General features: G+C 63.1%; 24 protein-coding genes. 8 read left to right on the top strand and 16 right to left on the bottom strand.

What is annotated here, in order from left to right:
* Window positions 1–130: 130 nt before the first annotated feature.
* Window positions 131–325, bottom strand: a complete 195-nt coding sequence (locus tag DC522_RS34210; protein WP_133239211.1) for a hypothetical protein — start codon at window positions 323–325, stop codon at window positions 131–133.
* A 78-nt stretch (window positions 326–403) separates the two neighbouring features.
* On the opposite strand from DC522_RS34210, the gene DC522_RS34205 reads away from it, so the two are divergent.
* Window positions 404–904 carry a hypothetical protein gene (locus DC522_RS34205; RefSeq protein ID WP_133239210.1) on the top strand — a complete coding sequence of 167 codons (501 nt, stop codon included), beginning with the start codon at window positions 404–406 and terminating at the stop codon, window positions 902–904.
* Between the two features lie 6 nt (window positions 905–910).
* The gene (locus tag DC522_RS01985; protein ID WP_116527025.1) at window positions 911–2,326 is read left to right on the top strand and encodes a M48 family metalloprotease; all 1,416 of its coding nucleotides are present in this window, start codon (window positions 911–913) and stop codon (window positions 2,324–2,326) included.
* A 211-nt stretch (window positions 2,327–2,537) separates the two neighbouring features.
* Here the strand turns inward: DC522_RS01985 and DC522_RS01980 are convergent, their stop codons facing one another.
* From DC522_RS01980 to DC522_RS01955, 6 genes are all read right to left on the bottom strand, one after another.
* Window positions 2,538–3,410, bottom strand: coding sequence for an RNA polymerase factor sigma-32 (locus tag DC522_RS01980; protein ID WP_116527024.1), 873 nt, complete (start codon window positions 3,408–3,410; stop codon window positions 2,538–2,540).
* A gap of 170 nt (window positions 3,411–3,580) precedes the next feature.
* Entirely contained in the window at window positions 3,581–4,171 is a 591-nt protein-coding gene (locus tag DC522_RS01975; protein WP_116527023.1) for a CarD family transcriptional regulator, read from the bottom strand.
* 468 nt (window positions 4,172–4,639) lie between these two features.
* Window positions 4,640–4,978, bottom strand: a complete 339-nt coding sequence (fdxA, locus tag DC522_RS01970; protein WP_116527022.1) for a ferredoxin FdxA — start codon at window positions 4,976–4,978, stop codon at window positions 4,640–4,642.
* 50 nt (window positions 4,979–5,028) lie between these two features.
* On the bottom strand, window positions 5,029–5,331 hold the full coding sequence (locus DC522_RS01965; protein ID WP_116527021.1) for an RNA-binding S4 domain-containing protein: 303 nt from the start codon (window positions 5,329–5,331) through the stop codon (window positions 5,029–5,031).
* A gap of 8 nt (window positions 5,332–5,339) precedes the next feature.
* A complete protein-coding gene (locus DC522_RS01960) occupies window positions 5,340–8,426 on the bottom strand; it encodes a helicase-related protein (protein ID WP_116527020.1) in 3,087 nt (1,028 codons plus the stop codon).
* Window positions 8,427–8,615: 189 nt separating this feature from the next.
* Complete coding sequence (locus DC522_RS01955) at window positions 8,616–9,488, bottom strand: DUF3108 domain-containing protein (RefSeq protein WP_116527019.1); 873 nt, start codon at window positions 9,486–9,488, stop codon at window positions 8,616–8,618.
* 244 nt (window positions 9,489–9,732) lie between these two features.
* Between DC522_RS01955 and rpmB the strand changes: the two genes are divergently transcribed.
* Together rpmB and DC522_RS01945 are read left to right on the top strand one after the other, a co-directional pair.
* Window positions 9,733–10,023, top strand: a complete 291-nt coding sequence (rpmB, locus tag DC522_RS01950; RefSeq protein WP_047190249.1) for a 50S ribosomal protein L28 — start codon at window positions 9,733–9,735, stop codon at window positions 10,021–10,023.
* Between the two features lie 94 nt (window positions 10,024–10,117).
* Complete coding sequence (locus DC522_RS01945) at window positions 10,118–10,750, top strand: queuosine precursor transporter (RefSeq protein ID WP_116527018.1); 633 nt, start codon at window positions 10,118–10,120, stop codon at window positions 10,748–10,750.
* 27 nt (window positions 10,751–10,777) lie between these two features.
* Here the strand turns inward: DC522_RS01945 and DC522_RS01940 are convergent, their stop codons facing one another.
* The 8 genes from DC522_RS01940 to DC522_RS01905 all read right to left on the bottom strand — a co-directional run bounded on the left by DC522_RS01940 (window position 10,778) and on the right by DC522_RS01905 (window position 19,737).
* Entirely contained in the window at window positions 10,778–11,527 is a 750-nt protein-coding gene (locus DC522_RS01940; protein ID WP_116527162.1) for a peptidase, read from the bottom strand.
* 50 nt (window positions 11,528–11,577) lie between these two features.
* Window positions 11,578–12,396: a transglutaminase family protein gene (locus tag DC522_RS01935; RefSeq protein ID WP_116527017.1), complete on the bottom strand. Its 819-nt coding sequence runs from the start codon at window positions 12,394–12,396 to the stop codon at window positions 11,578–11,580.
* A 3-nt stretch (window positions 12,397–12,399) separates the two neighbouring features.
* Complete coding sequence (locus DC522_RS01930; RefSeq protein WP_116527016.1) at window positions 12,400–13,344, bottom strand: alpha-E domain-containing protein; 945 nt, start codon at window positions 13,342–13,344, stop codon at window positions 12,400–12,402.
* 16 nt (window positions 13,345–13,360) lie between these two features.
* Entirely contained in the window at window positions 13,361–14,758 is a 1,398-nt protein-coding gene (locus DC522_RS01925; protein WP_116527161.1) for a circularly permuted type 2 ATP-grasp protein, read from the bottom strand.
* 200 nt (window positions 14,759–14,958) lie between these two features.
* Window positions 14,959–15,966 carry an esterase-like activity of phytase family protein gene (locus tag DC522_RS01920; RefSeq protein ID WP_116527015.1) on the bottom strand — a complete coding sequence of 336 codons (1,008 nt, stop codon included), beginning with the start codon at window positions 15,964–15,966 and terminating at the stop codon, window positions 14,959–14,961.
* Window positions 15,963–17,861, bottom strand: coding sequence for a cobaltochelatase subunit CobT (cobT, locus tag DC522_RS01915; protein WP_116527014.1), 1,899 nt, complete (start codon window positions 17,859–17,861; stop codon window positions 15,963–15,965). The genes DC522_RS01920 and cobT overlap by 4 nt, the downstream gene beginning before the upstream one ends.
* A gap of 141 nt (window positions 17,862–18,002) precedes the next feature.
* Complete coding sequence (gene cobS, locus DC522_RS01910; RefSeq protein ID WP_116527013.1) at window positions 18,003–18,992, bottom strand: cobaltochelatase subunit CobS; 990 nt, start codon at window positions 18,990–18,992, stop codon at window positions 18,003–18,005.
* A 115-nt stretch (window positions 18,993–19,107) separates the two neighbouring features.
* Entirely contained in the window at window positions 19,108–19,737 is a 630-nt protein-coding gene (locus DC522_RS01905) for a J domain-containing protein (protein WP_116527012.1), read from the bottom strand.
* 89 nt (window positions 19,738–19,826) lie between these two features.
* On the opposite strand from DC522_RS01905, the gene DC522_RS01900 reads away from it, so the two are divergent.
* On the top strand, window positions 19,827–20,093 hold the full coding sequence (locus DC522_RS01900) for a BolA family transcriptional regulator (RefSeq protein WP_116527011.1): 267 nt from the start codon (window positions 19,827–19,829) through the stop codon (window positions 20,091–20,093).
* Between the two features lie 140 nt (window positions 20,094–20,233).
* Here the strand turns inward: DC522_RS01900 and DC522_RS01895 are convergent, their stop codons facing one another.
* Window positions 20,234–21,400: an acetyl-CoA acetyltransferase gene (locus DC522_RS01895; RefSeq protein ID WP_116527010.1), complete on the bottom strand. Its 1,167-nt coding sequence runs from the start codon at window positions 21,398–21,400 to the stop codon at window positions 20,234–20,236.
* A gap of 162 nt (window positions 21,401–21,562) precedes the next feature.
* Between DC522_RS01895 and DC522_RS01890 the strand changes: the two genes are divergently transcribed.
* The 3 genes from DC522_RS01890 to DC522_RS01880 all read left to right on the top strand — a co-directional run bounded on the left by DC522_RS01890 (window position 21,563) and on the right by DC522_RS01880 (window position 24,342).
* Window positions 21,563–22,141 (top strand): TIGR00730 family Rossman fold protein, encoded by a 579-nt coding sequence (locus tag DC522_RS01890; protein WP_116527009.1) that lies wholly within the window; start codon window positions 21,563–21,565, stop codon window positions 22,139–22,141.
* On the top strand, window positions 22,138–22,533 hold the full coding sequence (locus tag DC522_RS01885; protein ID WP_116527008.1) for an NUDIX domain-containing protein: 396 nt from the start codon (window positions 22,138–22,140) through the stop codon (window positions 22,531–22,533). The genes DC522_RS01890 and DC522_RS01885 overlap by 4 nt, the downstream gene beginning before the upstream one ends.
* Before the next feature lie 453 nt (window positions 22,534–22,986).
* Entirely contained in the window at window positions 22,987–24,342 is a 1,356-nt protein-coding gene (locus DC522_RS01880) for a D-alanyl-D-alanine carboxypeptidase family protein (RefSeq protein ID WP_116527007.1), read from the top strand.
* The last annotated feature ends 28 nt before the right edge of the window (window positions 24,343–24,370 follow it).

The raw sequence follows: 24,370 nt of genomic DNA, 5'->3' as shown, positions 1-24,370 counted from the left end.
TGAGCCTAGCCGTCCCGATCCGCCTGGGTATGATCCTTCGTCTCAGACGGGATCACACATGCGGATCGGGGTTGCGCTAGGCTTTTGCACTGCCCTCCTGACAAGCCCGGTCGCGGCTCAGGAGAACGCGCTACCGCGCCTGCCCCTCAAAAACCTGCCCGGCTGCGCCGGTGAGGTGCGCCAGGACCGCCTTGAAGGGATGACGCCCGAGGGCGATCTCGTGCTGGACTCCGAGCGTTTGGCCAAGCTTTCCGGCCTCAGGCTGCCGGACGAGCCCATCTTGAGGCAGCAAGCGCTGGCTTGGCTCAAGGCCTGGACCGGACAACCTCTCCTCGTAACGGTCCAGGGCGGGCGGGATCGGTGGAATCGTCTGCCTGTCAGGGCTCGTATATCGAAGGATTCTTTGGCTTTTGACCTCAGCCACGGCCTTGTGGAGACCGGGCTTGCCATCGTCGATCCCGGGGCCGATTCCCCCTTCTGCCAGCCCGAATTGTTCGCCCTCGAGGAAACGGCCCGTGAACGACGTCTTGGTCTTTGGGCCAATGGCCGCTATAACCCAATCCCCGTTGATCAGGCCGACCGTTTGAAAGAGCGCGTCGGCAGCTTCGTCATCGTCGAAGGGCGGGTTCGAAGCGTCGGGGAACGCAAGCAGAGAACCTATTTGAATTTCGGGGGGCACTGGGCAGACGACTTCACGATCATCATCCCGAAGAAAACCTGGGTGCAGATGGCCGGGCGTGGCCTTTCAACAGACTCGTTAAAGGGCCATATCATTCGGACCCGAGGCATTTTGCAGTCTTGGCAAGGCACCGCCCTTACCGTTGATTCAGCGGAGATGATCGAACGTCTTGAGGGCGGACGTCTTCAAGGCAGACGCAATGAAGACAAACGCTTGGCCCAATGAGCGAGCATGCGCGATAGACGTCACACAGTTAAGATTCGGATCGCCGCCGGCTTGATGATCTCAGGTCTGGTTGCGGGCTGCGCGGGCTTCGGTAATGCCTCTCTGCCGGCCAATGCACCGCGGGTGATCGGCCCGGATCGTGACCGCGACCATATCCGCTTGGTCTCGGCCTTCGGCGGCGAAGGCCGGGCTCCCCAGCTTGAGCGCCTCCTGACCGATGCAGTGAACCGGCTCGTCATGGCCACCGACCGGCCGGACGAGGCCTATCAGGTGACAATTCTCAATTCGCCCGTGGTGAACGCCTTCGCCCTGCCGAATGGGCGGCTTTATGTCACCCGCGGCCTGCTGGCCCTGGCGAACGACACCTCGGAAGTCGCGGCCGTGCTCTCGCACGAGATCGCCCACGTCACCCTTCGCCATGCCTCCCAGCGCAACGAGTTGCAGGCGCGCTCTGCTCTGATCGAGCGAGTGGCGGAAAACGTTCTGAACAATTCCCAGGAAGCGGCCGTGGTGCAGGACCAGGCCCGCTCGTCGCTGGCGAGCTTCTCGCGTTCGCAGGAGCTCGAGGCAGACCAGACCGGCGTCGCGGTTTTGGCGCGGGCAGGCTTCGACCCCTATAGCGCACCCCGCTTCCTCACCGCTCTGGGCCGCTCGGCCAACAGTGCCAACAATCCCGACCGGGTTGCCTCCCATCCCAGCACGAACGAACGAATCTCGCGGGCCCTTCAGGCTGCGCGACGCGCAGGCCCTCCAGGCATGGGCGAGACCGGCAGGCTTGAATATCTGACGGCTCTCAATGGTTTGGCTTATGGGGATGATCCTGGCGACGGTGTCGTGAAGGGTCGGCGCTTCATCCATGCGCGCCTCGGCGTCGCTTTCGAGGCACCCGAGGGCTTTACCCTGGAAAACACCTCCCAGGCCGTTCTGGGCTCCTCCGCTGATGGCGAGCGCCGGCTGCTCTTCGATGCGGCCGATACCCCGGCCGGACAGAGCCTCGAGGAAGTTCTTCGCTCCACCTGGACCGATACCATCGAACCGGGAAGCCTCGTGACGGCGATGGTGAATGATCTGCCGACCGTGACGGCTCTCTCCAATGGCAAGGAATGGACCTTCCGTCTCTCCGCCATTCGCATCGGCAATACCACCTATCGGCTCATCATGGCGGCTCGTAGCGGAGGCTCGGATCTGGAGGGCATGTTCCAGCGGACCCTCAACAGCGTGCGCCAAGTCCAGCCGGAGGAAGCCCGTCGCATCCGTCCGCTCAAGCTGCAGATCGTGACGGCCCGGCGCGGCGACACGGCGCAAGCGCTCGCCTCACGCATGCCGATCGACCGTGCGCTCGACCGCTTCCTGCTGCTCAATGGCCTTGATCGGAACGGGCCGTTGAAGGCGGGCGAACGCTACAAGATCGTCGTCGAGTAGCGGCCATCTTTTTCATAGCCTCACTCTGAGGAGCGTAGCGTCTCGAAGGGCGTCTTCAGAGAGCACCGGATCCTCCTCGAGACGCAGACTTCGTCTGCTCCTCAGAATGGGATGGGGGGTGGTGTTTCGATGGTCGGCACAGCGCATCAAAAGCACTCAGGCGAGCCGGTGTCCGGCTCGCCTGATGTCTTTCCAAGGGTCTCGACAATCCTTAGACGAAAGCACCCGAGGCCTGAGGATACTTGTCTATCAGGGCGCGCTTGAGCTTTTCCAGGGCGCGGTTCTCGATCTGGCGGACACGCTCCTTCGAGATTCCCAGACGATCACCAAGGAATTCAAGGGTCACCTGCTCGTCGTCAAGACGGCGCGCTTGGAGGATGCGCAGCTCACGCTCGTTGAGAACCTCGAGCGCCTGCTTGAGCCAGCGCACGCGACGCTCGGTGTCGATCACATCGCTCACGCTCTCGTCTGGCAGCGGGCTCGTATCGACGAGAAACTCCACGCGCTCTGCGGAGTTGGACGGGTCCGCATCGAGCACCGGGGCGTTGAGGGATGTGTCGGGAGCCGAAAGGCGGGCATCCATGAGGGCGACATCCGCCTTGGACACACCGATCGCCTCGGCGATCTTCTCGTGCACGTCGGCGGAGATGCGCTCCTCGCCACCGCGCGTCAGGCGAGCGCGCAGACGGCGGAGGTTGAAGAAAAGAGCCTTCTGAGCGGAACTTGTTCCGCCACGGACAATTGACCAGTTACGAAGGATGTAATCCTGCACGGAGGCACGGATCCACCAGGTTGCGTAGGTGGAGAAACGGACTTCCCGCTCCGGTTCGAACCGGGCAGCGGCTTCGAGAAGACCCACATGTCCTTCCTGAACGAGATCCGCCATCGGCAGGCCATAATGACGAAAACGGGCCGCCAGCGCGATCACGAGGCGCATATGCGCAGCCGTCAATTGGTGAAGAGCCGTCTCGTCGCCATGTTCCTTCCAGCGCACGGCCAGTTCATGCTCCTCTTCTCTTTCGAGAAAAGGCGCATTCATGGCTGCGCGAACGAAACGACGACGAACGCCTGAGATTTCTCCCATTGTGTCCTCCCTTGGCAGAGACACAACGAGCGAGGCGGGAAAAAGTTCACGCCGAATAGCCAAGTTTTGCGAAATAGATTCCAAAGTCCTGAAAACAAGGCGTCTTCGCAAATAAAAAGCCTGGCGCGAGGCCAGGCTTTTGAAAGGTTCGGTCGAAACCCTGCTGCTTTTTAGGCAGCTTCTTCCTGCATATCGTCGCCATCCGCGTCGACATCGGCATCGGCTTCGGCGCCCTTGGCGCGGCGCGGGGACTTGGCGAGGCTCTGCTCGATGAGCTTGAGCGCTTCCGTGTCCGTGATCTTGTTCACAACAGCGATCTCGCGCACGACGCGGTCGAGAGCCGATTCATAGAGCTGACGCTCGCTGTAGGACTGCTCGGGCTGGGCCTCAGAGCGATACAGATCGCGCACGACTTCCGTAACGGCGATCAGGTCGCCGGAATTGATCTTCGCTTCGTATTCCTGAGCGCGGCGCGACCACATGGTGCGCTTCACGCGGGCACGACCCGTCAGAACGTCCAGAGCCTTTTGAACCAGGGCCGGTTCGGCGAGCTTGCGCATACCGACGCTGGCAGCTTTCCCGGTCGGAACTCGCAGGACCATCTTGTCCTTGTCGAAGGAGACCACGTACAGCTCCAGCTTGAAGCCGGCGATTTCCTGCTCTTCGATGGCCGTGATGCGGCCGACGCCGTGAGCAGGGTAAACAATGGCTTCGCCGGATTTGAAACCCAGGCGCTGGGCGGACTTCTTAGCGGTTGTCATGCGAGAGAGGCCTCCTTGCATGGTCCCTTGCCGGTTCAGGCTCGGGAGCGATGGTTCCACTGAGCAGGGACCCAGGGGAACAGGAATGAGATGAGTGGTTACGGAACTTGACTATTCCGCTCGACTCCCTGATGTAAGCCAGCAGCTAGAAAACGCTCTTCCCCGGACCCAAGGCAGGCTGAACTCCCTTAAGCCGGGTTTCGTGCATCATTGCTTCAGTGTGTGAACCGACGACCTGCGGGGACGGTGCACGGCTTGAGCGCAAGCGACGGCATTCACAGACGCTACCATAGTCTGGCCGAAAAAGCAAAAATATTTCAAAGCGTAGCGTAAGGAAGCCCGGTTTATGGCCGAGTTTGAGGCGCCGTAAGGAAGAGCGGCTTCGGGCTTCCACGCCTGCCGCTCCGCTGTCGCAATGAGCACCGGCTCGACCCTGAAAGCGGCCTCCACTTTTGGGGGCCGATCTGCCTAGTCGCCCTCGCCGGGGCTGGGCGTGAAATACTTCTCGAACTTGCCCGCGACACCATCGAATTCCTTGGCGTCCGCCGGGGGGTCCTTCTTCTGCGTGATGTTGGGCCAGCTCTTGGCCATATCGGCGTTGAGTTTCAGCCATTGCTCGAGACCAGGCTCAGCATCGGGCTTGATGGCCTCGGCCGGGCATTCCGGCTCGCAGACGCCGCAATCGATGCACTCGTCCGGGTGGATGACGAGCATGTTCTCGCCCTCGTAGAAACAGTCCACCGGACACACCTCGACGCAGTCCATGTATTTGCACTTGATGCAATTTTCAGTGACGACGTAGGTCATGAACGGTCCTTCGGGGGTCTGTTCCAAAAAAGCGCGATACTGCCGCCGCTCTAGCCCTTGTCGCCGCCGCTGACAAGCGTCGCGTTGTCTCCGTTGAGATCGGCGTAGAGCTGCCTTGCTTCCGGTGCAGGACCTCGGCGCTCGCCGAGGCCCTCCACCCGCACCACCAGGGTTGTGCGGGCCAGGGCGATGGTCACCACGTCACCGACAGCCACCGCCTTGGCGGCATTGTCCGTGCGCTGGCCGTTGACCCGGACGAACCCGCTCGTGACGAGCTTGGCGGCCAATGTCCGGGTTTTGGCAAAGCGTGCGAACCAGAGCCACTTGTCGAGTCGCTGCCGGTCCTCACGCATTCACGGCCTCACTTCTTTCCGTCTTCGAGCTGGGCCTTGAGGGCCATGAGCTTGGCGAAGGGCGAGTTCGGGTCCGGCTGCTTCTCGCGGCGCTCCTGCCCGCCCTCACGGCGGTTATCGGTGCGCTTGTCGGGACGCGGGCCGCGACGATCGTCCGGGCGAGGTCCGCGCGGCGGACGGTTCTGTGGACGGCCGCCCTCCCCTTGGGCCTCGCGGCGAGGGCGCTCGCCCTGGCCATCGCCGTGCCGGGGACGCCGGTCGCCGCGCTCGGGACGCTCGCCGCGCTCATGACGGGGGCCTCGAGCCTCGCGTCCCTGGCGGGCGTGACCGCCTTCGTGATGGCGGCGGTGCTGACGCCAGACTTCGATCGTCTCGGGCTCGGCAGGGGTCTGAGCAGGAGCTTCGGCAGCGCCTTCAGCAGGACCTTCAGCCGGAGCCATGGCCTTGCCTTCGGGCGAAGCCACGGCCTCGGCGGCGCTGGCCTCGACAGCCTCGGCCGTGACGGAAGCCTCGGGTGCCTCCACGGCCACCGCGCCGGTCTCTTCGGCAACAGCTTGAGCCTCAGTCGGAGCCTCGGCAGCGGCCTGCTCGCCCTCGGCAGCCTGCGGCGCTGCCGTCAGCGGAACGGTGATGGCGGGGCCGGGACGGCGCTCCATCACGTAGCCGAGCGACTTCAGGATGGTGGCGAAATCCTCGCCGGCGCAGCCGACAAGCGACGTCATGGCCACAGTCGGCACGAAGCCCTCTCCGTCGGCGGCACCGGCCGGCGGCTCGCCGGGGGTGATCCCGGGGCGGTATGAGATCGCCGGACGGATCAGATCGGCCAAGCGCTCCAGGATGTCGACGCGCACGGCGCGGCCGCCGCAGACGCGGAAGCCGGCAGCGCGATAAAGCCCGTGGGCGATCTCCGGATCGACCGGGATCGAGGTACGGCCGGACTGGGCGAGATGGGCGATCTCGTCGATGCCCTTCTGGTCGAGGCCGCCGTTCTGGAGGGCCCAGAGCTGCGTCGCGAGCACGCGCGGAGCGGGTTTCAGAAGGGCCGGCAGATAAAGGTGATAGGCGCCGAAGCGCACGCCCGCCTTGCGGAGCGCCGCGCGGGCATCCTGGTCGAGGCTGCGCACCTCGTTGAGAACCTTGGCGCGCTCGAGGACGCCGAGAGCCTCGCCGATCTGGAAGGCGATGCCGCGGGCAAGGCCCGTCAGCTCGGCATTGGTCTCGAGATCCATCACCGGGCCGAGCAGGCGCACCACATAGGCCTTGAGCCAGGCGCGCAGGCGGTTGTCCACCTTGTCGCGGGCAGGTCCGGTGAGGTGCTCGTCCGAGAGAATGCGCACGCGCGGCTCGAAGAGCTTGTCGCCGGGCTCCAGCTTGGCCACGGGATCGCCCATCCAGCGGATCGTGCCGTCATTGGACAGCACCAGCGTGGTATCGGGAGTTTCGGCGAACCGGTCGGCCCGCGCCTCGATCTCGCCGGCCAAGGCCTTGCTGGCGGCATTGCGCAGCGTCTTGGCCTCCGTGGTGTCGGCCTGGGGATCAGGCACGAAATGGAAGCCGTGCAGGTGGCCGATATGTTGCCCCTCGACGGTGACGTCGCCGGTGGTCGTAATTTCCGCTTCGAGCATTGTGTTCTCTCTCAAGCGCCGCATGAGAACGCTCGTCCGCCGGTCAATGAATCTTTGGGCGAGACGTTCATGAAGCGCATCCGATAGCTTGTCCTCTACCTGACGCGCAACACCCTGCCAATGCTCCGGGTCCTTCAACCAGTCAGGACGGTTTGCGACAAAAGACCAAGTCCGTACCTGGGCGATGCGGTTGGAGAGGGTGTCGATATCGCCATCCGTCCGGTCCGAAGCCGAGAGATGGCGGGCGAACCAGTCCGCCGGAACGGCCCCCTCCTTCATGAGGAAGCGATAGAGCTGGCCGACAAGGTCCGCGTGAGTTTGAGGCGAAACTTTCCGATAATCCGGCACCTGGCAGATCTGCCAGAGCCGTTCGACCGCATATTTCGTGCGGGCGAAGGCCTGGATATCGTCATCCCGGGCCAGGAGTTCCAGCGCCGCCACATCCTCGCCCATGGGAGCGCGCACGAGGCCATGTTCCCGGGGCTGCTGGCCCAGGGAATCGCGCAGACGCCCAAGGGACGAGAAATCGAGATCCGGGTTGCGCCATTGCAGGATGCGCACGGGATCGAAGGTGTGGTTCTCCAGCGCCTCCACCGTCTCTGCATCGAAAGGCGGGCAGCGGCCCGTAGAGCCGAAGGTGCCGTCGCGCATATGGCGGCCCGCTCGGCCCGCGATCTGGGCGAGTTCCGGATTGTAGAGCTTGCGGAAGCGGAAACCGTCGAATTTCTTGTCGGCGGCGAAGGCCACATGGTCCACATCGAGGTTGAGGCCCATGCCGATGGCGTCCGTGGCGATGAGATAATCCACGTCCCCGTTCTGATAGAGCTCGACCTGGGCGTTGCGGGTGCGGGGCGAGAGCGCCCCCAGAACCACAGCCGCACCGCCGCTCTGGCGACGGATGAGCTCGGCGATGCCATAGACCTCCTCCGCCGAGAAGGCGACGATGGCCGAGCGGCGCGGCAGGCGCGAGACCTTCTTCTCGCCCGCGAAGGTGAGTTTCGACAGGCGCGGCCGCGTGACCACATGGACGCCGGGAATCAGCGCCTCGACGAGGGGGCGCATGGTCATGGAGCCGATGAGCAGCGTCTCCTCGCGCCCGCGCTGGTTCAGGAGGCGATCGGTGAAGACATGGCCGCGATCGAGGTCGGCGGCGAGCTGGATCTCGTCGATGGCCACGAACGACGCGTCGATATCGCGCGGCATGGCCTCGACGGTCGAGATCCAGTAGCGCGGGCGGTCCGGCTTGATCTTCTCCTCGCCCGTGATGAGGGCGACGTTGTGCGGCCCCGCCTTCTCGACGACCCTTTGATAGACCTCGCGCGCGAGCAGGCGCAGCGGCAGGCCGATCATGCCGCTGTCGTGACCGAGCATGCGCTCGATGGCGAGGTGGGTCTTGCCGGTATTGGTGGGCCCGAGCACGGCGGTGACGCCGCGCGCGCGCACTTGCGGAGGGAGAGAACGGCGAACCATGCCTGGGTGTCGGATAATGTCGGATCTGATCCCGGGTGAGAGGGACGAGACGCCCCCGCATCGACCGATGCAGGCAGCCTCTCACAAACAGGCCTGGCCCAAAGGTCCGGCAGCAGGCTCTCTCTTATATGGGACCTCGGGCCGGTTTCGCTACCGGAAACCTGAGAATTCTCCAAGGATTTTGAAGGCTTATTGCCCGACCCCGGCTTTGATGGGGTCCCTCCCCTTGATCCTGGGCCTGGCCGCCGCCGCGGTCGCCTTAGCCTCGCCCTCCACCGACCAGCTGGCCGCCTCGAGCTCACCCATGCCGATCATGGTGCGCACGGCAACCTTGATCGGGAAGAGCACGCGCGCACCTTCCACGGGTGCCAGCCACACGTTCATATCCTTGTTCTCCTGCATGAACTTGATGGCACTCCGTTGCGGACGATGGCCGGAGATCGGCACCCAGCGGGCATTACAGACGAGGACGGGGCCCGAATAACCCGGCACCTCGACATTCTTCGTCCCGGCATAGGAGAGCACGATGTTCTGACGCGCGGTGCCATCGAAAACGGGGATCGTGCGATTGCAATTGGCCTGATCGGTGAGGCTTTTTGACGCCATGGCCGGCATGATGAGGGCGCTCAAGGGGTCGATGACCCCTTTCTTGTCGGTTTCCTTCACCGGCACCCGGTCTTCCTTCGGCTCCAGGGGCGGCACGATTTCGGCTTTGACGACGTTGCCGTCATCGAGCGCCATGCGCACGGTGCGCTGCTCGCCGGAGGATTTGGAGGTGACGGCAAAGTCCTGGGGCTGAAGCTGGGACCCGGCAATCGTGCCAGAGGCCGTGCCCGCGCCCTTGCCGCCCGTGATCATCTTCACGAGACCGGAGAGCTTCACGCTGCCCTGCATCTCATATTTCGGGCCTTTGAAGGTGGAGGACAGATCAGCCTTCCCCAACGGCAGGCCTGCCAAGGAAAGATTATAGTTCACCTTGAGAATCTGGGCGGCCTGGGCCTGAGCCTGGGAGCCGAGGGCGGCCAAGCCAAAGGTTAACAAAGCTGAAGCGATGAAGCGCATTGGGTTTTCTTGGGGCTATCCCGTTAGTCTATTCTGTTGCATCGCATGGGAATCAGAATAAATCATGACCAAGGCGGCGCAAAAAAACGAGTTGCGCTGTCGCACTATTCTTGACGCGGGGCCTCTTTTCAGCCTATAGCCCTGCACCTTCCAAGGACTTCTGGTGTCCGGCCGCGTGGGATCTGCGTTGAAGCAAACCCGCGAAATCGAAGCCGCGACCCCTTATGACGATAGGATTGAACCCATGTCGCGCCGTTGCGAACTGACCGGCAAGGCCGTGCTGAGTGGCCACCTGGTGAGCCACTCGAACCGCAAGACGAAGCGGAAGTTCTTGCCGAACCTCTGCAACGTCACGCTCCAGTCTGAGACCCTGCAGCGCTCCGTGCGCCTGCGCGTGTCCGCCCATGCTCTGCGCTCCGTCGAGCATCGCGGTGGCCTCGATGCCTTCCTTGCGAAGGCCTCGGCTGACGAGCTCTCCACCACCGCCCTCGCCGTGAAGCGCGAGATCGAGAAGAAGCTCGCCGCTGCGAGCTGATCTCGGACTTTACGTTCTCTACGCTGCGGGCGGCCTCACGGCCGCCCGTTTTGCGTTGCCCTAAGGGCTTAGCTGCTTTCCAGGAAGGCCGATCATGATCAGGACCGAGCACCGCGACTTCCTCATTGCGCTTGCCGCGATGACCCTTGTGGTCCTCTCGTCCAATATTCTGGTTCAGTATCCCTTCCATTACCTGGGCCTGGGCGACTATTTGACCTGGGGCGCCTTCAGCTACCCCTTTGCCTTCCTGGTCACCGACTTGTCGAATCGGCGCTTCGGCCCCAGGGGAGCGCGCCGGGTCGTCTATGCCGGCTTCGTGCTGGCTGTGGCGCTGTCCGTCTATTTCGCCACGCCGCGTATCGCGATTGCCTCGGGTTCCGCCTTCCTCGTGGCCCAGCTTCTCGACATCCAGATCTTCGCGCGCCTGCGCGGCAAGGCTTGGTGGATGCCGCCCTTCGTGTCGTCCGTGATTTCGTCGGGCCTCGACACCGCGATCTTCTTCTCGTTCGCCTTCTATTGCGGCGCGGTTCCGGGTCTTGGCCTCACGCTCACCGATGTGCTGGCGCAAGCGGGCATCGTGGATCAATGCATCGCTCTGCCGTGGGTGAACCTGGCCGTCGCCGACTACCTCGTGAAGCTCGCGCTGGCCGCCATTGCGATTGCACCTTATGGAGCAATCCTGCGGCTCATGCGCTATTCTGCAAAGCACCATCATCAGACTGCCTGATCAGGCAGTCTCCCTCTCGCAATCCGATCAGAGGACCTCTTCCGCGTAAGGCGGATGGGGAATGGCCTGGTGGGCCGCGCGCAGGGCCGCTGACCAGCGCTCGCGCAGATCGCGGAAGTAAGGTTCGTCTTCCTGGATGCGGTGGGTGATCTGGGCTTTCAGCGCATCGCGCTTGGCCACCACGATATCGATCGGAAGGCCGACGCCAAGATTGGATTTGAGCGTCGAATCCATCGAGATGAGACCGAGCTTCAGGGCCTCCACGAGTTCCGTAGTGTGGGAGATCGCGCGGTCGAGGATGGGTTTGCCGTATTTCGGCTCACCGATCTGCAGGAAGGGCGTATCGAGGGTCGCCTCGATGGCATTGCCCGCCGAATAGACCTGATAAAGGCGCATCTGCCCCTGCCCGATCTGTCCGCCGAGCAGCATGGTGACGTCGAAGGTCATGTTGCGCTTTTCCATCTCCACGCCATCGATGGCATAGACCTGACGGATCGCGCGGCCGACGAGCTGGGCGGCCTTGAACATGCTGGGCACGTTCATCAGCGTCTCGGGCTCGCCCGTTTCCGGGTTCTCAACACCGTCCGACAGAAGCGACATGACCGACTGGCTGACTGAAAGATTGCCGGCAGTGGCGAGCGTCACCAGTCGCTCGCCGGGCTTTTCGAACAGGTGCAGCTTGCGGAAGGTCGCTATGTTGTCGACGCCCGCATTGGTGCGCGTATCCGCGACCATCACGAGGCCGTCGCGCACCAGGATGCCAACGCAATAGGTCATGGGTGCTCCTCCGGGTGCCTTCTGGTCGAGCTGCGGTTTTAAGATCATCCTTACGCCTGTGCTTGACGGGCGCTTTCGATCCTCAAACGAACGTCGAGCGCTTCACGGGAGATTCCGTAATAGCTGCCTCTGACAGGAGCTGCATCAAGATAATCGAGGCCGGTGGCGAGCCGCACGTAGTGTTCCGTTGCGGAAACGCCATTCGCCGGATCGAAGCTCACCCAACCGAGATCGGGAATGAAGGCCTCCGCCCAGGCATGGCCCGCCTCCTGCTGGGGCTCTCCGGGCTTGTGGAGATAGCCGGAGACGTAGCGTGCCGGGATCCCTAGGAACCGAGCGGCTGCCAGATAAACATGTGTAAAATCCTGGCAGACCCCATGCCCCGCCGTGAATGCCTCCGTCGCCGTGGTGGCGGGATGGGTTGCATCCGTATCGAAACGCAGGCGCTCGCCAATCGCGCCTGTCAGCGCATGCGCCAGGTCGAGAGGATTGGAGGAGCCTCCAGCAATCTCTTCGGCAAACTCGCGGATGACGGCATTGTCCTGTGTGAGCGGGGTCTGTCTCAAGTAAAACAGCTCCGGAAAGCGCTCGACACCCCCGCGAATGATGCCCGCCGTATCGGTCGTTTCGATTTCGCCTGCCACGCGCAAGGTGATCTGCTCGACAGGTCCTGCCACAAAGAGGCTGTGCGCGATGTTGCCGTACCAATCCTCACGGCGCAGAAGCTTGGCCTCGCAATCGACGTCGATATTCCATGACAGGACGGTTTGTCCCTCGTGGCCGCGCGGCGTGAGGCGGAGCCACTGGATCGCGGATTTCGCAGGCTCGCTGTAGCGATAGACCGTCTCGTGTGTGATGCGGATGCGCATGAGTCAGCCCAGATATTGCTGCGTGATGGCAAGACCGAGCCGGTTGTTCTCGGCGACGAACTCCTGCAGAAACTCGTGCAGCCCCTGCTGGAAGATGTCTTCGATATTCCGATTCACCAGCCGGGCATGGATGGAACGTGCCTGACGTTGCGCGCTGCCGGACAGGCCATAGCGGTGGGCGATGTCATCGAGGTGACGGGAGAGCGCGCCGTAGCAGGCCGCAAGCGAGCGCGGCATCTCCTCGCGCAGGATCAGCAGATCCGCCACGAGCCAGGGCCGCAGATTCTGGTGATAGACCCATTGATAGCTCACGAGAGCCGAGACCGAGCGGAGGATGGCGGCCCATTGGTAGTAATCGATGCCGCCGCCCACTTCCGCATCCTGGGGCAACAGCACATGATACTTCACGTCGAGCACGCGCGCGGTGTTGTCGGCGCGCTCGATGTAGACGCCGAGCCGCGAGAACCAATACGCATCGTTGCGCAGCATGGTTCGCATGGCGGAGCCGTCGTAGCGGAGCGAGGCTTCCTTCACGAGGTTGAGGAAGCGCGGCAGCTCTTCAACGCTGATCTTCTTCGTCCTGTAGCGACGCAGGTCGAGCCATGCGGAATTGATCGCCTCCCACATTTCGGAGGTGAGCGCAGAGCGGACCGAGCGGGCGTTCTGCCGCGCCGTGTTGAAGCAACTCTGAATGCTCGATGGGTTCTCCTCCGAGAAGGCGAGAAGCTCGATCACGCGCTCCGGCGTGACCTCACCATGAAGAGCACGAAACTGGTCGATGCCGCACGCCGTGATGAGCGCGGATTCCCACTCGTTCGTTTCGACGCCGTTGTAGGAAATCGGCATCGATGCCATGCGGTAGGCGACGTCGAGAATGCGTGCGGTATTCTCGGCGCGCTCCACATAGCGGGAGAGCCAATAGAGGCTGTCTGCATCACGGCTCAGCACGGCAACCGCTCCCTCATCATTCGCTCAACACCCAGGTATCTTTCGTCCCGCCGCCCTGGCTCGAATTCACGACGAGCGAACCTTCGGTCAGCGCGACACGCGTCAAACCGCCCGGCACGAGCCTCACGCCGTCGCGCCCGCTCAGGACGAAGGGACGCAGGTCCACATGGCGCGGGGCCAAGCCCTTCTCCGTGAGGACGGGGCTCGTGGAGAGAGCGAGCGTCGGCTGCGCGATATAGTTGTCGGGCGCTGCCAGGATGCGGGCGCGGAAATGTTCGCGCGCCTCCGCTGTGGAATGCGGCCCAACGAGCATGCCGTAGCCGCCCGATCCGTTGACCTCCTTCACGACGAGCTCGTGCAGATGGTCGAGCACATAGGAAAGAGCCTCCTTCTCGCGACAGCGCCATGTGGGCACGTTCCTGAGGATCGGCTCCTCGCCCATGTAGAAGCGCACGATATCGGGCACGTAGCTGTACATGGCCTTGTCGTCGGCGACGCCCGTCCCCGGTGCGTTGGCGATGGCGACATTGCCTGCACGATAGGCTGCGATCAGTCCCGGCACGCCGAGCGCGGAATCGGGACGAAAGACCAGCGGATCGAGGAAGTCGTCGTCGATGCGGCTGTAGATGACATCGACGCGTTTCGGCCCCTCGGTGGTGCGCATATAGACGACCTCGTCGCGCACGAAGAGATCGCGGCCCTCCACCAGCTCGACGCCCATCCGGTCTGCCAGGAAGCTGTGTTCGTAATAGGCGGAATTGAGAGAACCCGGCGTCAGCAGAACCACCGTCGGCTCCCATGGGCTGCTCGCCGGCGCGACGGATTTGAGCGTACCGAGCAACTCGTCCACATAGTTCTCGATGGGACGGATGCGCTGCTTCGCCACGAGATCGGGGAACAAGCGCATCATCACCTCGCGGTTCTCCAGCATGTAGGAGACGCCGGAAGGCGTGCGCAGATTGTCCTCGAGCACGTAGAAGTCCTTGTCGTCGACGCGCACGATGTCGACACCGGCCACCTGCACATAGATGTCGCTGTTGAGAGACAGTCCATGCATCTGCGGCCGGTAATAGGGATTGAGATAGACGAGCTCCGGCGGAACGATGCCGGCGCGCAGAATTTCGCGCGGCCCGTAGATGTCTTTCAGAAAGAGGTTGAGCGCCTTGACCCGCTGCTCGAGCCCTCGCGAAAGATGCGCCCATTCAGACCCTGAAAGAATGCGCGGGATGATGTCGAACGGAATCAACCGTTCTTCGGCTTCCGTGTTGCCGTAGACCGCGAAGGTGATGCCGACCCGGCGGAAGAAGAGTTCCGCCTCCTCGCGGCGATGCTCCAGGAGCTGTGGTGGCGCGGATGCCAGCCACTCCTGGAGCACCCGATAGGCCTCCCGGCTCTCGCCGTCATGGCCATTCATCTCGTCGAAGATCGCTCGCGCCGTCACAGGGTCCGCCGCCTCCCGTTTGGACAAGTGGTGCAAGAATGTGCGCCACATCCATTCAAGAGAAGGTTAGTTGCCTAAAACGAAGGACGGCAAGGGCTACTTAAAGCCAAAAGGGGGCAGGAGACGATGAGAAAAAGCGCAATTGCCCAAATAGAAGGCAGGCCCGCTGGGTGTCACGCTACGAGGGAAAATTCCAGCAACAGGGTCCGCTGGAGGTTCGCGTTGAAGTTGTTGTCGGAAATCAGGGTGAGGATGGTCTCGTCTCCCTCGCGGTGAACCGCGAGACCTTCCATGTTGTCGATCTGGTGCGAGGCTGCGCTCTCATAGATCGTCTCGCCATCGACGCTCGCGCCTGCCTTGATGGCGGAAGAGGTCACGCGGCGCAGGCGGCATCCGAATCCGCCGAACAGCGAGAAGCGGCGTTCGAGGATGATCGCATCGCCCGTGTCGAGAAACGCAAGATCCGTGACGTCATAGCCGTCCCGGCCCGCCACCTCGAAAGCGCCCTGCCTCGGACCGGTGAGGATGAAGCCTTTTCCTCCTTCCGCAATGCCGACGAGAGCACCGGCGAGCGTCGAGCGCTGCGGCGCAAGGGAAAGCGCCTCAAGCCCTCCATTCCTCGACAGATCCTTCAGCTCCTTCGGCACCGTGATCGGAACGCCTTCGACAAGGGACCCCTCCCGGTCGCGCTCGTAGCGGATCACGGCGTGATTGCGCTCGACACCGACGAAGGCTACGTTGCCGGAGACCGCGAGGCTCTCCGTGTCGTAGTAGCGAGACCGGCGGGCAGGCCGTCCGTCGTTCAGGAGCAAGGGCGCCATCACGGCATTGGACAATCCGGATAAACGCCCGTCCGAGGTCTCGATGCGCGCCTTCAGCACCTGCGCATTGTCGGCGAGCGCCACGATCTCCTGTCCCTTCGCAGAGCGCCACAGGCCCGAGAAGCCGCCGAAGGCGGCCACATCCGATTTCAAATTGAGGCCGGAACGAAAGAAGAGAGATCCGAATTGCGTACGGTCAGGATCGGTTGCGGAGAGGCGGCTGATCGGCTGAGCGGCGACTGTGATCCGCGTAGCGTTGCGAAACGCCTGCGGGCGCTGCGCAAAAGCTGCGCCTGCTGCACTGGCGGCGGTGAGTGCACCGCCGCCGATCAGCAGATTTCTTCGGGTGAAAAGCCTCACGCGTGAGCCCGGCGGCGGGGCGCTGCTCCGCGCGCAGGCAGCGCATTTTCTTCGAACAGCTCCGCGAGCTTTTCCGTCATCACGCCGCCGAGTTCTTCCGCATCGACAATGGTCACGGCGCGGCGGTAATAGCGCGTCACGTCATGGCCGATACCGATGGCAATGAGCTCCACCGGCGAGCGCGTCTCGATCTCTTCGATGATGTAGCGCAAGTGCCGTTCGAGGTAATTGCCCGGATTGACCGAAAGCGTCGAATCGTCCACCGGCGCGCCGTCCGAGATCACCATCAGGATGCGCCGCTGCTCGGGACGGCCGAGCAGACGCTTGTGCGCCCAATCGAGCGCCTCGCCGTCGATGTTCTCCTTCAGCAGACCCTCGCGCATCATCAGGCCAAGGTTCTTGCGCGCGCGCCGCCAGGGCGCATCCGCCGACTTGTAGATGATGTGGCGCAGATCGTTGAGACGGCCGGGATTGGCGGGCTTGCCGTTCTGCAGCCACATCTCGCGAGACTGTCCGCCCTTCCACGCGCGGGTGGTGAATCCGAGGATTTCCACCTTCACGCCGCAGCGCTCCAGGGTGCGCGCGAGAATATCGGCGCAGGTGGCTGCCACCGTGATCGGGCGTCCACGCATGGAGCCGGAATTGTCGAGCAGCAGCGTCACCACCGTGTCGCGGAAATTGGTGTCCTGCTCCTGCTTGAAGCTCAAAGGCTGGAACGGATCCATGATGATGCGCGGCAGGCGCACCGGATCGAGCGTTCCCTCTTCGAGATCGAATTCCCAAGCGCGGTTCTGCTGCGCCATGAGGCGGCGCTGCAGGCGGTTGGCAAGGCGCCCCACCACGCCCTGGAGATGCGCGAGCTGCTTGTCCAGATAGGCGCGAAGGCGCGTCAGCTCGTCCGCATCGCAGAGATCTTCCGCATGGATGATCTCGTCGAACTTAGGCGTATAGGCCTTGTAATCGGGCCCGCGCGCCTCGTTGGCGCGGGACGGCGGACGCCAGGATTCGCCGGCCTCGTCGGAATCGGCTTCCTCCGCTTCCTCGGGCAACTCGCCGGAAGGCCCGTCGGCCTCTTCGGTCGCGCCGTCCTCCATCTCATCGCTCGAATCCTCGCTGATCTCGACCTCGGCGCGGTCGCCTTGGGATTCCTGCTCGGATTCGCCCTCGCCCTGCTGCTCCTGCTGCTCGGACTCGTTCTCTTCCTCGTTCTCCTCGTCGTCCTGTTCGAGGGCCGCATCGTCGGCCATGTCGAGGGAGGAGAGCATCTCGCGGATGCCGCGCGCGAAATCGCGCTGGCTGTCGATGTTCTTCAACAGTCCGTCGAGGCCTTTTCCAGCACGCTGCTCGATGAAGTCACGCCAGAGATCGACGATCTTTTCCGCAGCATGCGGCGGCTTTTCGCCGGTCAGGCGCTCGCGCACCATCAGCGCCAGCGCATCCTCGATGGGCGCATCGGCGCGATCGGTGATCTCTTCGTATTTGCCGCCACGATGATAGCGGTCTTCCAGCATCGCCGAGATGTTCGAGGAAATGCCTGCCATGCGGCGCGAGCCGATGGATTCCACGCGCGCCTGCTCGACCGCGTCGAATACGGCGCGGGCAGCCTGACCTTCAGGCGCGAGCCTACGGTGGAGGACGGCGTCATGACAGGCGAGCCGCAGGGCCATGGAATCCGCGTTGCCGCGCAGGATCGCCACATCCTGCGAGGTAAGCTTTCGCGGCGGTTCCGGCAGGCGGGCCTTGTCCTGGCCCATGAGCACAGGCCGGTCGGAGGCGAAGGCCACCTCGAGATCGGGCTTGCGGGCGATGGCCTTCATGGCGCCGGCGATGGAGCGCTTGAGCGGCTCTGCCGGCGCTTCCTTCTTCTCACCTGGCTTGCGGTTCGAGATGGACATCTCACCTCTCCTGTCATTCCCGCTTGTGTCATCCCCGCGAAGGCGGGGATCCATAAACACAGGCTGTATCCCAGTCCTGCTCCGTCCCGTTTATGGATTCCGGGCTCCGCTGCGCGGCCCCGGAATGACAGGAAGAATGCGTTACGACAGCACCATGTTCACGGCGCTCTCCGGCAGTTCCTTGCCGAAGGACCGCTGGTAGAACTCGGCCACCAGGGTGCGTTCCAGCTCGTCGCACTTGTTGAGGAAGGTGACGCGGAACGCGAAGCCCGTGTCGCCGAAGATCTCGGCGTTCTCGGCCCAGGTGATCACCGTGCGCGGGCTCATGACGGTGGAGAGATCCCCGTTCATGAAGGCGCTGCGGGTCAGATCCGCCACGCGCACCATCTTGTTGACGATATCGCGGCCCTCGGCGCTCTCCTGGTAGTGCTTCGCCTTGGAGAGGACGATGTCCACCTCCTTGTCGTGCGGCAGGTAGTTGAGCGTGGTCACGATCGACCAGCGGTCCATCTGGCCCTGGTTGATCTGCTGGGTGCCGTGATAGAGGCCGGACGTATCGCCGAGGCCCACGGTATTGGCGGTGGCAAAGAGGCGGAAAGCCGGGTGGGGACGGATCACGCGCTTCTGGTCGAGAAGCGTGAGCTTGCCCGATTGCTCCAGCACACGCTGGATCACGAACATCACGTCCGGGCGGCCGGCGTCGTACTCGTCGAACACGAGGGCCACATTGTGCTGCAGCGCCCAGGGCAGGATGCCGTCCTGGAAGGCGGTGACCTGCTTGCCGTCCTGGAGCACGATGGCGTCCTTGCCGACGAGGTCGATACGCGACACATGGCTGTCCAGGTTCACGCGCACGCAGGGCCAGTTGAGTCGGGCGGCCACCTGCTCGATATGGGTCGACTTACCCGTGCCGTGATAGCCGGTGATCATCACGCGGCGGTTGCGCGCGAAGCCCGCCAGGATGGCGAGCGTCGTCTCCCGGTCGAACAGGTAATCCGGATCGAGGTCGGGCACATGCTCTTCTGTTTGGGAGAAGGCCGGAACTTCCAGATCCGAGTCGATGCCGAAGACCTGTCGCACGGATACCTTCATATCCGGCAGTAGGGTCGTTGTATCGGTTTGTGCCGTCATAGGGGCCTCTCGATCGGATTGAGGGTTTTCAATACTTGCCATGGCTTCTTAAACTCCATGGCGGTGCGGTGCAATTTCCTAAACGCTGGAGAGGGCTGCATAAAATGATGCCGTCTCAGCAGAGCCCCGCGCTTTTGAGGGTATCGTGCGCCTTGATAATGTCCCGCAGCCGCTCCTCGAAGGAGCGGTCGCCGCCATTGGCGTCGGGATGGAAGCGCTTCACCAGGGCCTTGTACTGGGCCTTGATGGCGGGTCCGTCCGCGGTTTCGTCCAAGCCTAAGATGTCCAGCGCCCGGCGCACGGCCCCCGTATAGCGGGGCCGCTTGGGTTCAGGGCTGGCCCTGTGGGTGCGGGCCTGGGTGAAGTCCTCGCCTCTCAGGATGCCCAAGGGGTCGAAATAAGCCCAGTCGCGGGCTTCCTGCTTGGCGCCCTCTCCCTCGGCCTTGCCGGAGGTGTTCACGCCCATGGCCCAGGTCGGGCGATGGCCGATGATCGCATCCTTCTGGTAGGCTGCGACAGCCGAATCGGACATGCCCGAGAAATAGTTGTAGGATGCGTTGTACTCGCGCACATGGTCCAGACAGAAACGCCAGTACTGGCCCTCGCGGTCCCGGCCTTTCGGCGCGCGGTATTCGCCCGATGCCTTGCAGCCGGGATGCTCGCAGACGGGTCCCTTGGCCTCCCGCGGCTCATCGGCGGAAGGCTTAATCCGGATACGGTCGAAAAGAGGCGAGTTGAGATCCATGATTCAAACATTATGAGGGGCATGAGGCCCTGAGCCAAGGCTTAAGAGCTTTTCGCCGCAGACCCGTTCAAAAAGGTTTATCGAAGCGCATGACCCTGAACCGTTGGATCACGCAAACCCTGCAGGAGCGCCTGCACCCGTCCCAACTGACCGTCACGGACGAGTCGGAACAGCATCGCGGTCATGGCGGATGGAGGGAGGGAGGCGAAACTCACTTCAGGGTACATATCGTATCTGAAGCCTTCATCGGCAAGAGCCGGGTCGAGCGCCACCGCCTCGTCAACGAGGTGTTGAAGGACGCCTTCGACAGGGGCCTGCACGCCCTGGCCGTTCAGGCCAAGGCGCCGGGGGAATAGAGGGCAGGGGAATAGAGGGATCGGCTCACCCCGTCATGGCCGGGCCTGTCCCGGCCATCCCCATGCCGAACGCGCCGCGCTCAACGGGTCGGGATCACCGGCACAAGGCCGGTGATGACGTGCAGCGCGTGACTTAGAAGTCACTTGATCCGCTCGAGCACGCTCACGTAGTTCGCGACGGCCGCGCCGCCCATGTTGAAGATGCCGCCGAGCTTCGGGTTCTTCACCTGCATGCCGCCGGCCTCCTCGCAGAGCTGCATGGCCGAGAGCGCGTGCATGGACACGCCTGTCGCGCCGATGGGGTGTCCTTTCGACTTCAGGCCACCGGAGGGGTTCACCGGCAGTTTACCGTCGCGATTCGTCCAGCCTTCCTTAACAGCAATTGCGCCCTGCCCGCGCGGCGTCAGGCCCATGGCCTCGTATTCGATAAGCTCGGCAATGGTGAAGCAGTCGTGGGTCTCGACGAAGGAGAGATCCGACAGCTGGATGCCGGCCTGATCCAGCGCCCGCCGCCACGCTTCCGTGCAGCCCTCGAACTGAATGATGTCGCGCTTCGACATGGGCAGAAAATCCTGCGCATGGGCGGTCGCGCGGAACGCCACGGCCCGGCGCATGCGCAATGCCGTCTCGGTATCCGTCAGCACGAGCGCGGCCGCGCCATCGGAAACGAGCGAGCAGTCGGTACGCTTGAGAGGACCTGCCACAAAGGGGTTCTTCTCGCTCTCGGCCCGGCAGAACTCGAAGCCGAGGTCCTTGCGCATCTGCGCATAGGGATTGTCGACGCCGTTCTTGTGGTTCTTGGCCGCGATCAGCGCCAGCGCATCCGATTGGTCGCCATAGCGCTGGAAATACTGTCCGGCGATCTTGCCGAACACGCCGGCAAAGCCTGCCGGCGTCTCGCCGTCTTCCGGCAGGTAGGAGGCTTTCAGCAGGATATTGCCGATCTCCGGACCCGGCGTGCGGGTCATCTGCTCGACGCCGACAACCAGCACCGTCCTGGCGCGCCTGGCTTCGATGGTTTTGATCGCCTGGTGCACGGCCGCGGAACCGGTGGCACAGGCGTTCTCGACGCGGGTGGCCGGCTTGAAACGGAACTTGTCGCTTGCCTGGAAGACGAGGGAGGCCGTGAAATCCTGAGGCGAGAACCCGCCGTTGAAATGGCCGAGCACCACCTCGTCCACATCTTCCGCGCCGATGCCCGCATGCTCCAGCGCCTCGCTGGCGACGCGGACGATGAGGCTTTCGACGGTCTCCGCGTCGAGCTTGCCGAAGGGCGTGTGCGCCCAGCCGACGATGCAGGCAGTCATGGGTGTCTCCTCACAAAACTTCGTTGTTGAGCACAAGGTGGTGTGGTTCTTAAGTTTCGGCAAGTCAGCCTTGGTCGAACTCCAAGCCTCTGGGTCAGCCCTTGAATTTGTCGCGGCTTAAGCCTCCATGTTCGCTCAGGAACGAATCATCGGAAATCTTCCATGCGCCTTTGCGTCTTCTGCGGCTCGAATGCGGGCCAGGACCCCGTCTATAGGGAAACCGCCCGTTTGCTGGGTGAAACCCTGGCACGAAACGGCATCGAGCTTGTCTATGGCGGCGCTTCGGTCGGGCTCATGGGTGCCGTGGCTGATGCGGTGCTCGGCAATGGTGGCCATGTGATCGGCGTAATGCCGCAGGCTCTCGTCGACAAGGAGATCGCGCATACAGGTTTGAGTGACCTGCGAGTCGTCGGTTCAATGCACGAGCGCAAGGCGCTGATGGCTGAGCTCTCTGACGGCTTCATTGCCCTGCCGGGCGGCCTCGGCACCTTCGAGGAACTCTTCGAGGTCTGGACTTGGGCGCAGCTCGGCTATCACGAGAAACCCTGCGCCCTGCTGAATGTCTCAGGCTTCTACGACAAGCTCGCGGACTTCCTCGACGATGTGGTGGAGCGCGGCTTCGTGAAACCCGTTCACCGTGCCATGCTGATCGTGAAAGACGAACCCGCCACCTTGATCGACGCGATCCGCAGCTACGAGCCGCCAAGGGTCGAGAAGTGGATCAAGGCAGGTGAGCGTTGATCGAGATCGTAACGGCGCTCATTCGCGACAAGCAAGGCCGCGTGCTGCTCGTTCGCAAGAACGGCACCGCCAGCTTCATGCAGCCCGGCGGCAAACGTGAGGCGAACGAAAGCGATCTCATGGCGCTCGCCCGGGAGATCAGAGAAGAACTCGGCTGCACAGTCGTTCCGGATTCGATCCGGTTTCTCGGCACCTTCGAGGCGGCCGCCGCCAATGAGCCGGGCCAATGGGTGCGGGCCAGTGCCTACAAGGTCCGCGTAACAGGTCGGATTGCCTGCGAGGCTGAAATCGCGGAGATCATCTGGGTGGATCCGCGCAAGCCGTGCGAGCGAAATCTGGCTCCGCTCATGCGGGATATCATTCTTCCGCTCGCCTTGTCACTGGAAGACTAGGCCTTACTCTCTCTCACGCGCACCGCACCCCATCCTGGCCTGCCGGCGTGTCGAAACGGAAGTCCGAATTGCTCGTTGAAGTGTGCACGAACCAAGGAGCAGTATCGCCATCCTGGAGAGAACGGCAGGCCAGTATTCCCGGGGGCTTCAACACTTTGAGCGTTTCGAACGGCCCACCCCAACCAGCTTTGCTCCGTTATACTATTTTGCTCAACTGATGCAGGACGATCAACAACTGCCCTGCAACCAATGGCCCCGCTTCATTGTTCTTCAAAGCGAGCGGCTCTTGCCACTCTCTTGCCACGGAGTTCGGTACAAAGGGCAGACCGGGTTGCGATCAATGACCCTGACCTAGCCAAGGCTAAGGTTTGGGGCTAAAAATATAGCCCAGCTGGCAAGCGGGGCTTCTGGTTCCCCTCTCCGACCGTTGTACAAGTCAAGGAGTCGTTCCGTATGAACGTTAGCCGAGCCCTGCGCGTGACAGCCTTTGCCATTGCCGCCCTCGCGAGCGGACAGGCTCTGGCCGCCGGCGGCCCCGCCCTCGTGGTCGAGGTTGAGTCCGGCCGCGTTCTGCATGCAGAGCGGGCAACCGATCCGTGGTATCCAGCCTCCATCACCAAGCTAATGACGGCTTATGTCGCCCTCGACAAGGTCAAGCGCGGCCAGCTTAGCATGGATACACTCCTGACGGTAACCGACAGCGCAGCCGCGTTGCCGCCGTCCAAGATGGGCTTCAAGCCGGGCACGCAGATCCGCCTCGACAACGCCCTCAAGATCATGCTGGTCAAGTCGGCCAACGACATCGCCGCGACCATCGCGGAGAGTATCGGCGGCTCCATCGATGGCTTCTCGGCGCTCATGAATGCCCACGCCCAGCGGCTCGGCATGGCGAGCAGTCATTTCGCCAATCCGCACGGCCTGCCCGACGAGCGCAACCAAACCACCGCCCGCGACATGGCGATTCTGGCGCGCGCGCTCCTGAAGGATTTCCCTGAGTATCAGGATCTGTTCGATATTGGCGCCGTCCAGTTCGGCCGCCGCATCATGCGCAACACCAACGGCCTCATCGGCCGCTATCCGGGCGCCGACGGCATGAAGACCGGCTTCATCTGCTCGTCCGGCTTCAACGTGGTGGCCAGCGCCACCCGCGATGGACGCCACCTGATTACGGTCGTGCTCGGGGCGCCTTCCGCCAACGAGCGCACCATGAAGGCCGCAGAGCTCTTCGACCGCGGCTTCAACAGCAAGGTCAACTTCACCAATCCCGAGCTCGCGGCCCTGCCCGCTTCGGCCAACACCACGCCGCCAGACATGCGCTCGGTGATCTGCGACCGTCGCGGCCCGATGCCTCAGGAAGAGGACGCACCCGTGGTTGCCGAAGAGGATTCGAACGTTCCCAACCTCTTCTCGTCCGAAGTCATGGCCTTTGCCGGAGACACCCAGAAGCCCGTGCGCACGGTGCTCGGCCCCCGCGCTGCCGTGCAGCCGGAACGCGTCTGGATCGGCCTGAACCCGCCATCCGAGGCCGAACTCGCCGCTCAGGCCGCGGCTGAAGAGGCGGCAGAAAAAGCCCGCCTGAGCAAGAAGAAGGCGACGGCCTCCAAAAAGAAAGCCAGCAAGCAAGCCGCAAAGGATTCGGATGTGGCGCCGGTGATCGAGGAAGGCGACAAGACGAAGGGCAAAGGACGCGTAAGCGTCACCGTCAAGCCGGTGAGCGGTGACACGAAGGCCACTGATAAGAAGCCTGCCGCCAAGCCGAAGGCCCAGAAGGCCGACGCCGCGTCGAAAGCCAAATCGGCGACGAACTGACCTTATCCACCGTGTATGAGCGCCCGGC

Origin of the sequence: Microvirga sp. KLBC 81, from assembly GCF_003075415.1 — a bacterium.
Lineage (GTDB): Bacteria > Pseudomonadota > Alphaproteobacteria > Rhizobiales > Beijerinckiaceae > Microvirga.
Note: the sequence above shows the minus strand (reverse complement) of the source record. Positions and strands in the feature narration are given on the sequence as shown.

What these genes read in the sequence shown, in the direction of transcription:
- DC522_RS01900 (WP_116527011.1), top strand. Translation starts at nt 19,827, where the DNA reads ATGACCCTGAACCGTTGGATCACGCAAACCCTGCAGGAGCGCCTGCAC.
- DC522_RS01940 (WP_116527162.1), bottom strand. Translation starts at nt 11,527, where the DNA reads ATGACCTATTGCGTTGGCATCCTGGTGCGCGACGGCCTCGTGATGGTC.
- DC522_RS01905 (WP_116527012.1), bottom strand. Translation starts at nt 19,737, where the DNA reads ATGGATCTCAACTCGCCTCTTTTCGACCGTATCCGGATTAAGCCTTCC.
- cobT (WP_116527014.1), bottom strand. Translation starts at nt 17,861, where the DNA reads ATGTCCATCTCGAACCGCAAGCCAGGTGAGAAGAAGGAAGCGCCGGCA.
- DC522_RS01975 (WP_116527023.1), bottom strand. Translation starts at nt 4,171, where the DNA reads ATGACAACCGCTAAGAAGTCCGCCCAGCGCCTGGGTTTCAAATCCGGC.
- fdxA (WP_116527022.1), bottom strand. Translation starts at nt 4,978, where the DNA reads ATGACCTACGTCGTCACTGAAAATTGCATCAAGTGCAAATACATGGAC.
- DC522_RS01880 (WP_116527007.1), top strand. Translation starts at nt 22,987, where the DNA reads ATGAACGTTAGCCGAGCCCTGCGCGTGACAGCCTTTGCCATTGCCGCC.
- DC522_RS01955 (WP_116527019.1), bottom strand. Translation starts at nt 9,488, where the DNA reads ATGCGCTTCATCGCTTCAGCTTTGTTAACCTTTGGCTTGGCCGCCCTC.
- DC522_RS01965 (WP_116527021.1), bottom strand. Translation starts at nt 5,331, where the DNA reads ATGCGTGAGGACCGGCAGCGACTCGACAAGTGGCTCTGGTTCGCACGC.
- DC522_RS01890 (WP_116527009.1), top strand. Translation starts at nt 21,563, where the DNA reads ATGCGCCTTTGCGTCTTCTGCGGCTCGAATGCGGGCCAGGACCCCGTC.
- DC522_RS01935 (WP_116527017.1), bottom strand. Translation starts at nt 12,396, where the DNA reads ATGCGCATCCGCATCACACACGAGACGGTCTATCGCTACAGCGAGCCT.
- DC522_RS01945 (WP_116527018.1), top strand. Translation starts at nt 10,118, where the DNA reads ATGATCAGGACCGAGCACCGCGACTTCCTCATTGCGCTTGCCGCGATG.
- DC522_RS01960 (WP_116527020.1), bottom strand. Translation starts at nt 8,426, where the DNA reads ATGGTTCGCCGTTCTCTCCCTCCGCAAGTGCGCGCGCGCGGCGTCACC.
- rpmB (WP_047190249.1), top strand. Translation starts at nt 9,733, where the DNA reads ATGTCGCGCCGTTGCGAACTGACCGGCAAGGCCGTGCTGAGTGGCCAC.
- DC522_RS01895 (WP_116527010.1), bottom strand. Translation starts at nt 21,400, where the DNA reads ATGACTGCCTGCATCGTCGGCTGGGCGCACACGCCCTTCGGCAAGCTC.
- DC522_RS01980 (WP_116527024.1), bottom strand. Translation starts at nt 3,410, where the DNA reads ATGGGAGAAATCTCAGGCGTTCGTCGTCGTTTCGTTCGCGCAGCCATG.
- DC522_RS01985 (WP_116527025.1), top strand. Translation starts at nt 911, where the DNA reads ATGCGCGATAGACGTCACACAGTTAAGATTCGGATCGCCGCCGGCTTG.
- DC522_RS01925 (WP_116527161.1), bottom strand. Translation starts at nt 14,758, where the DNA reads ATGAATGGCCATGACGGCGAGAGCCGGGAGGCCTATCGGGTGCTCCAG.
- cobS (WP_116527013.1), bottom strand. Translation starts at nt 18,992, where the DNA reads ATGACGGCACAAACCGATACAACGACCCTACTGCCGGATATGAAGGTA.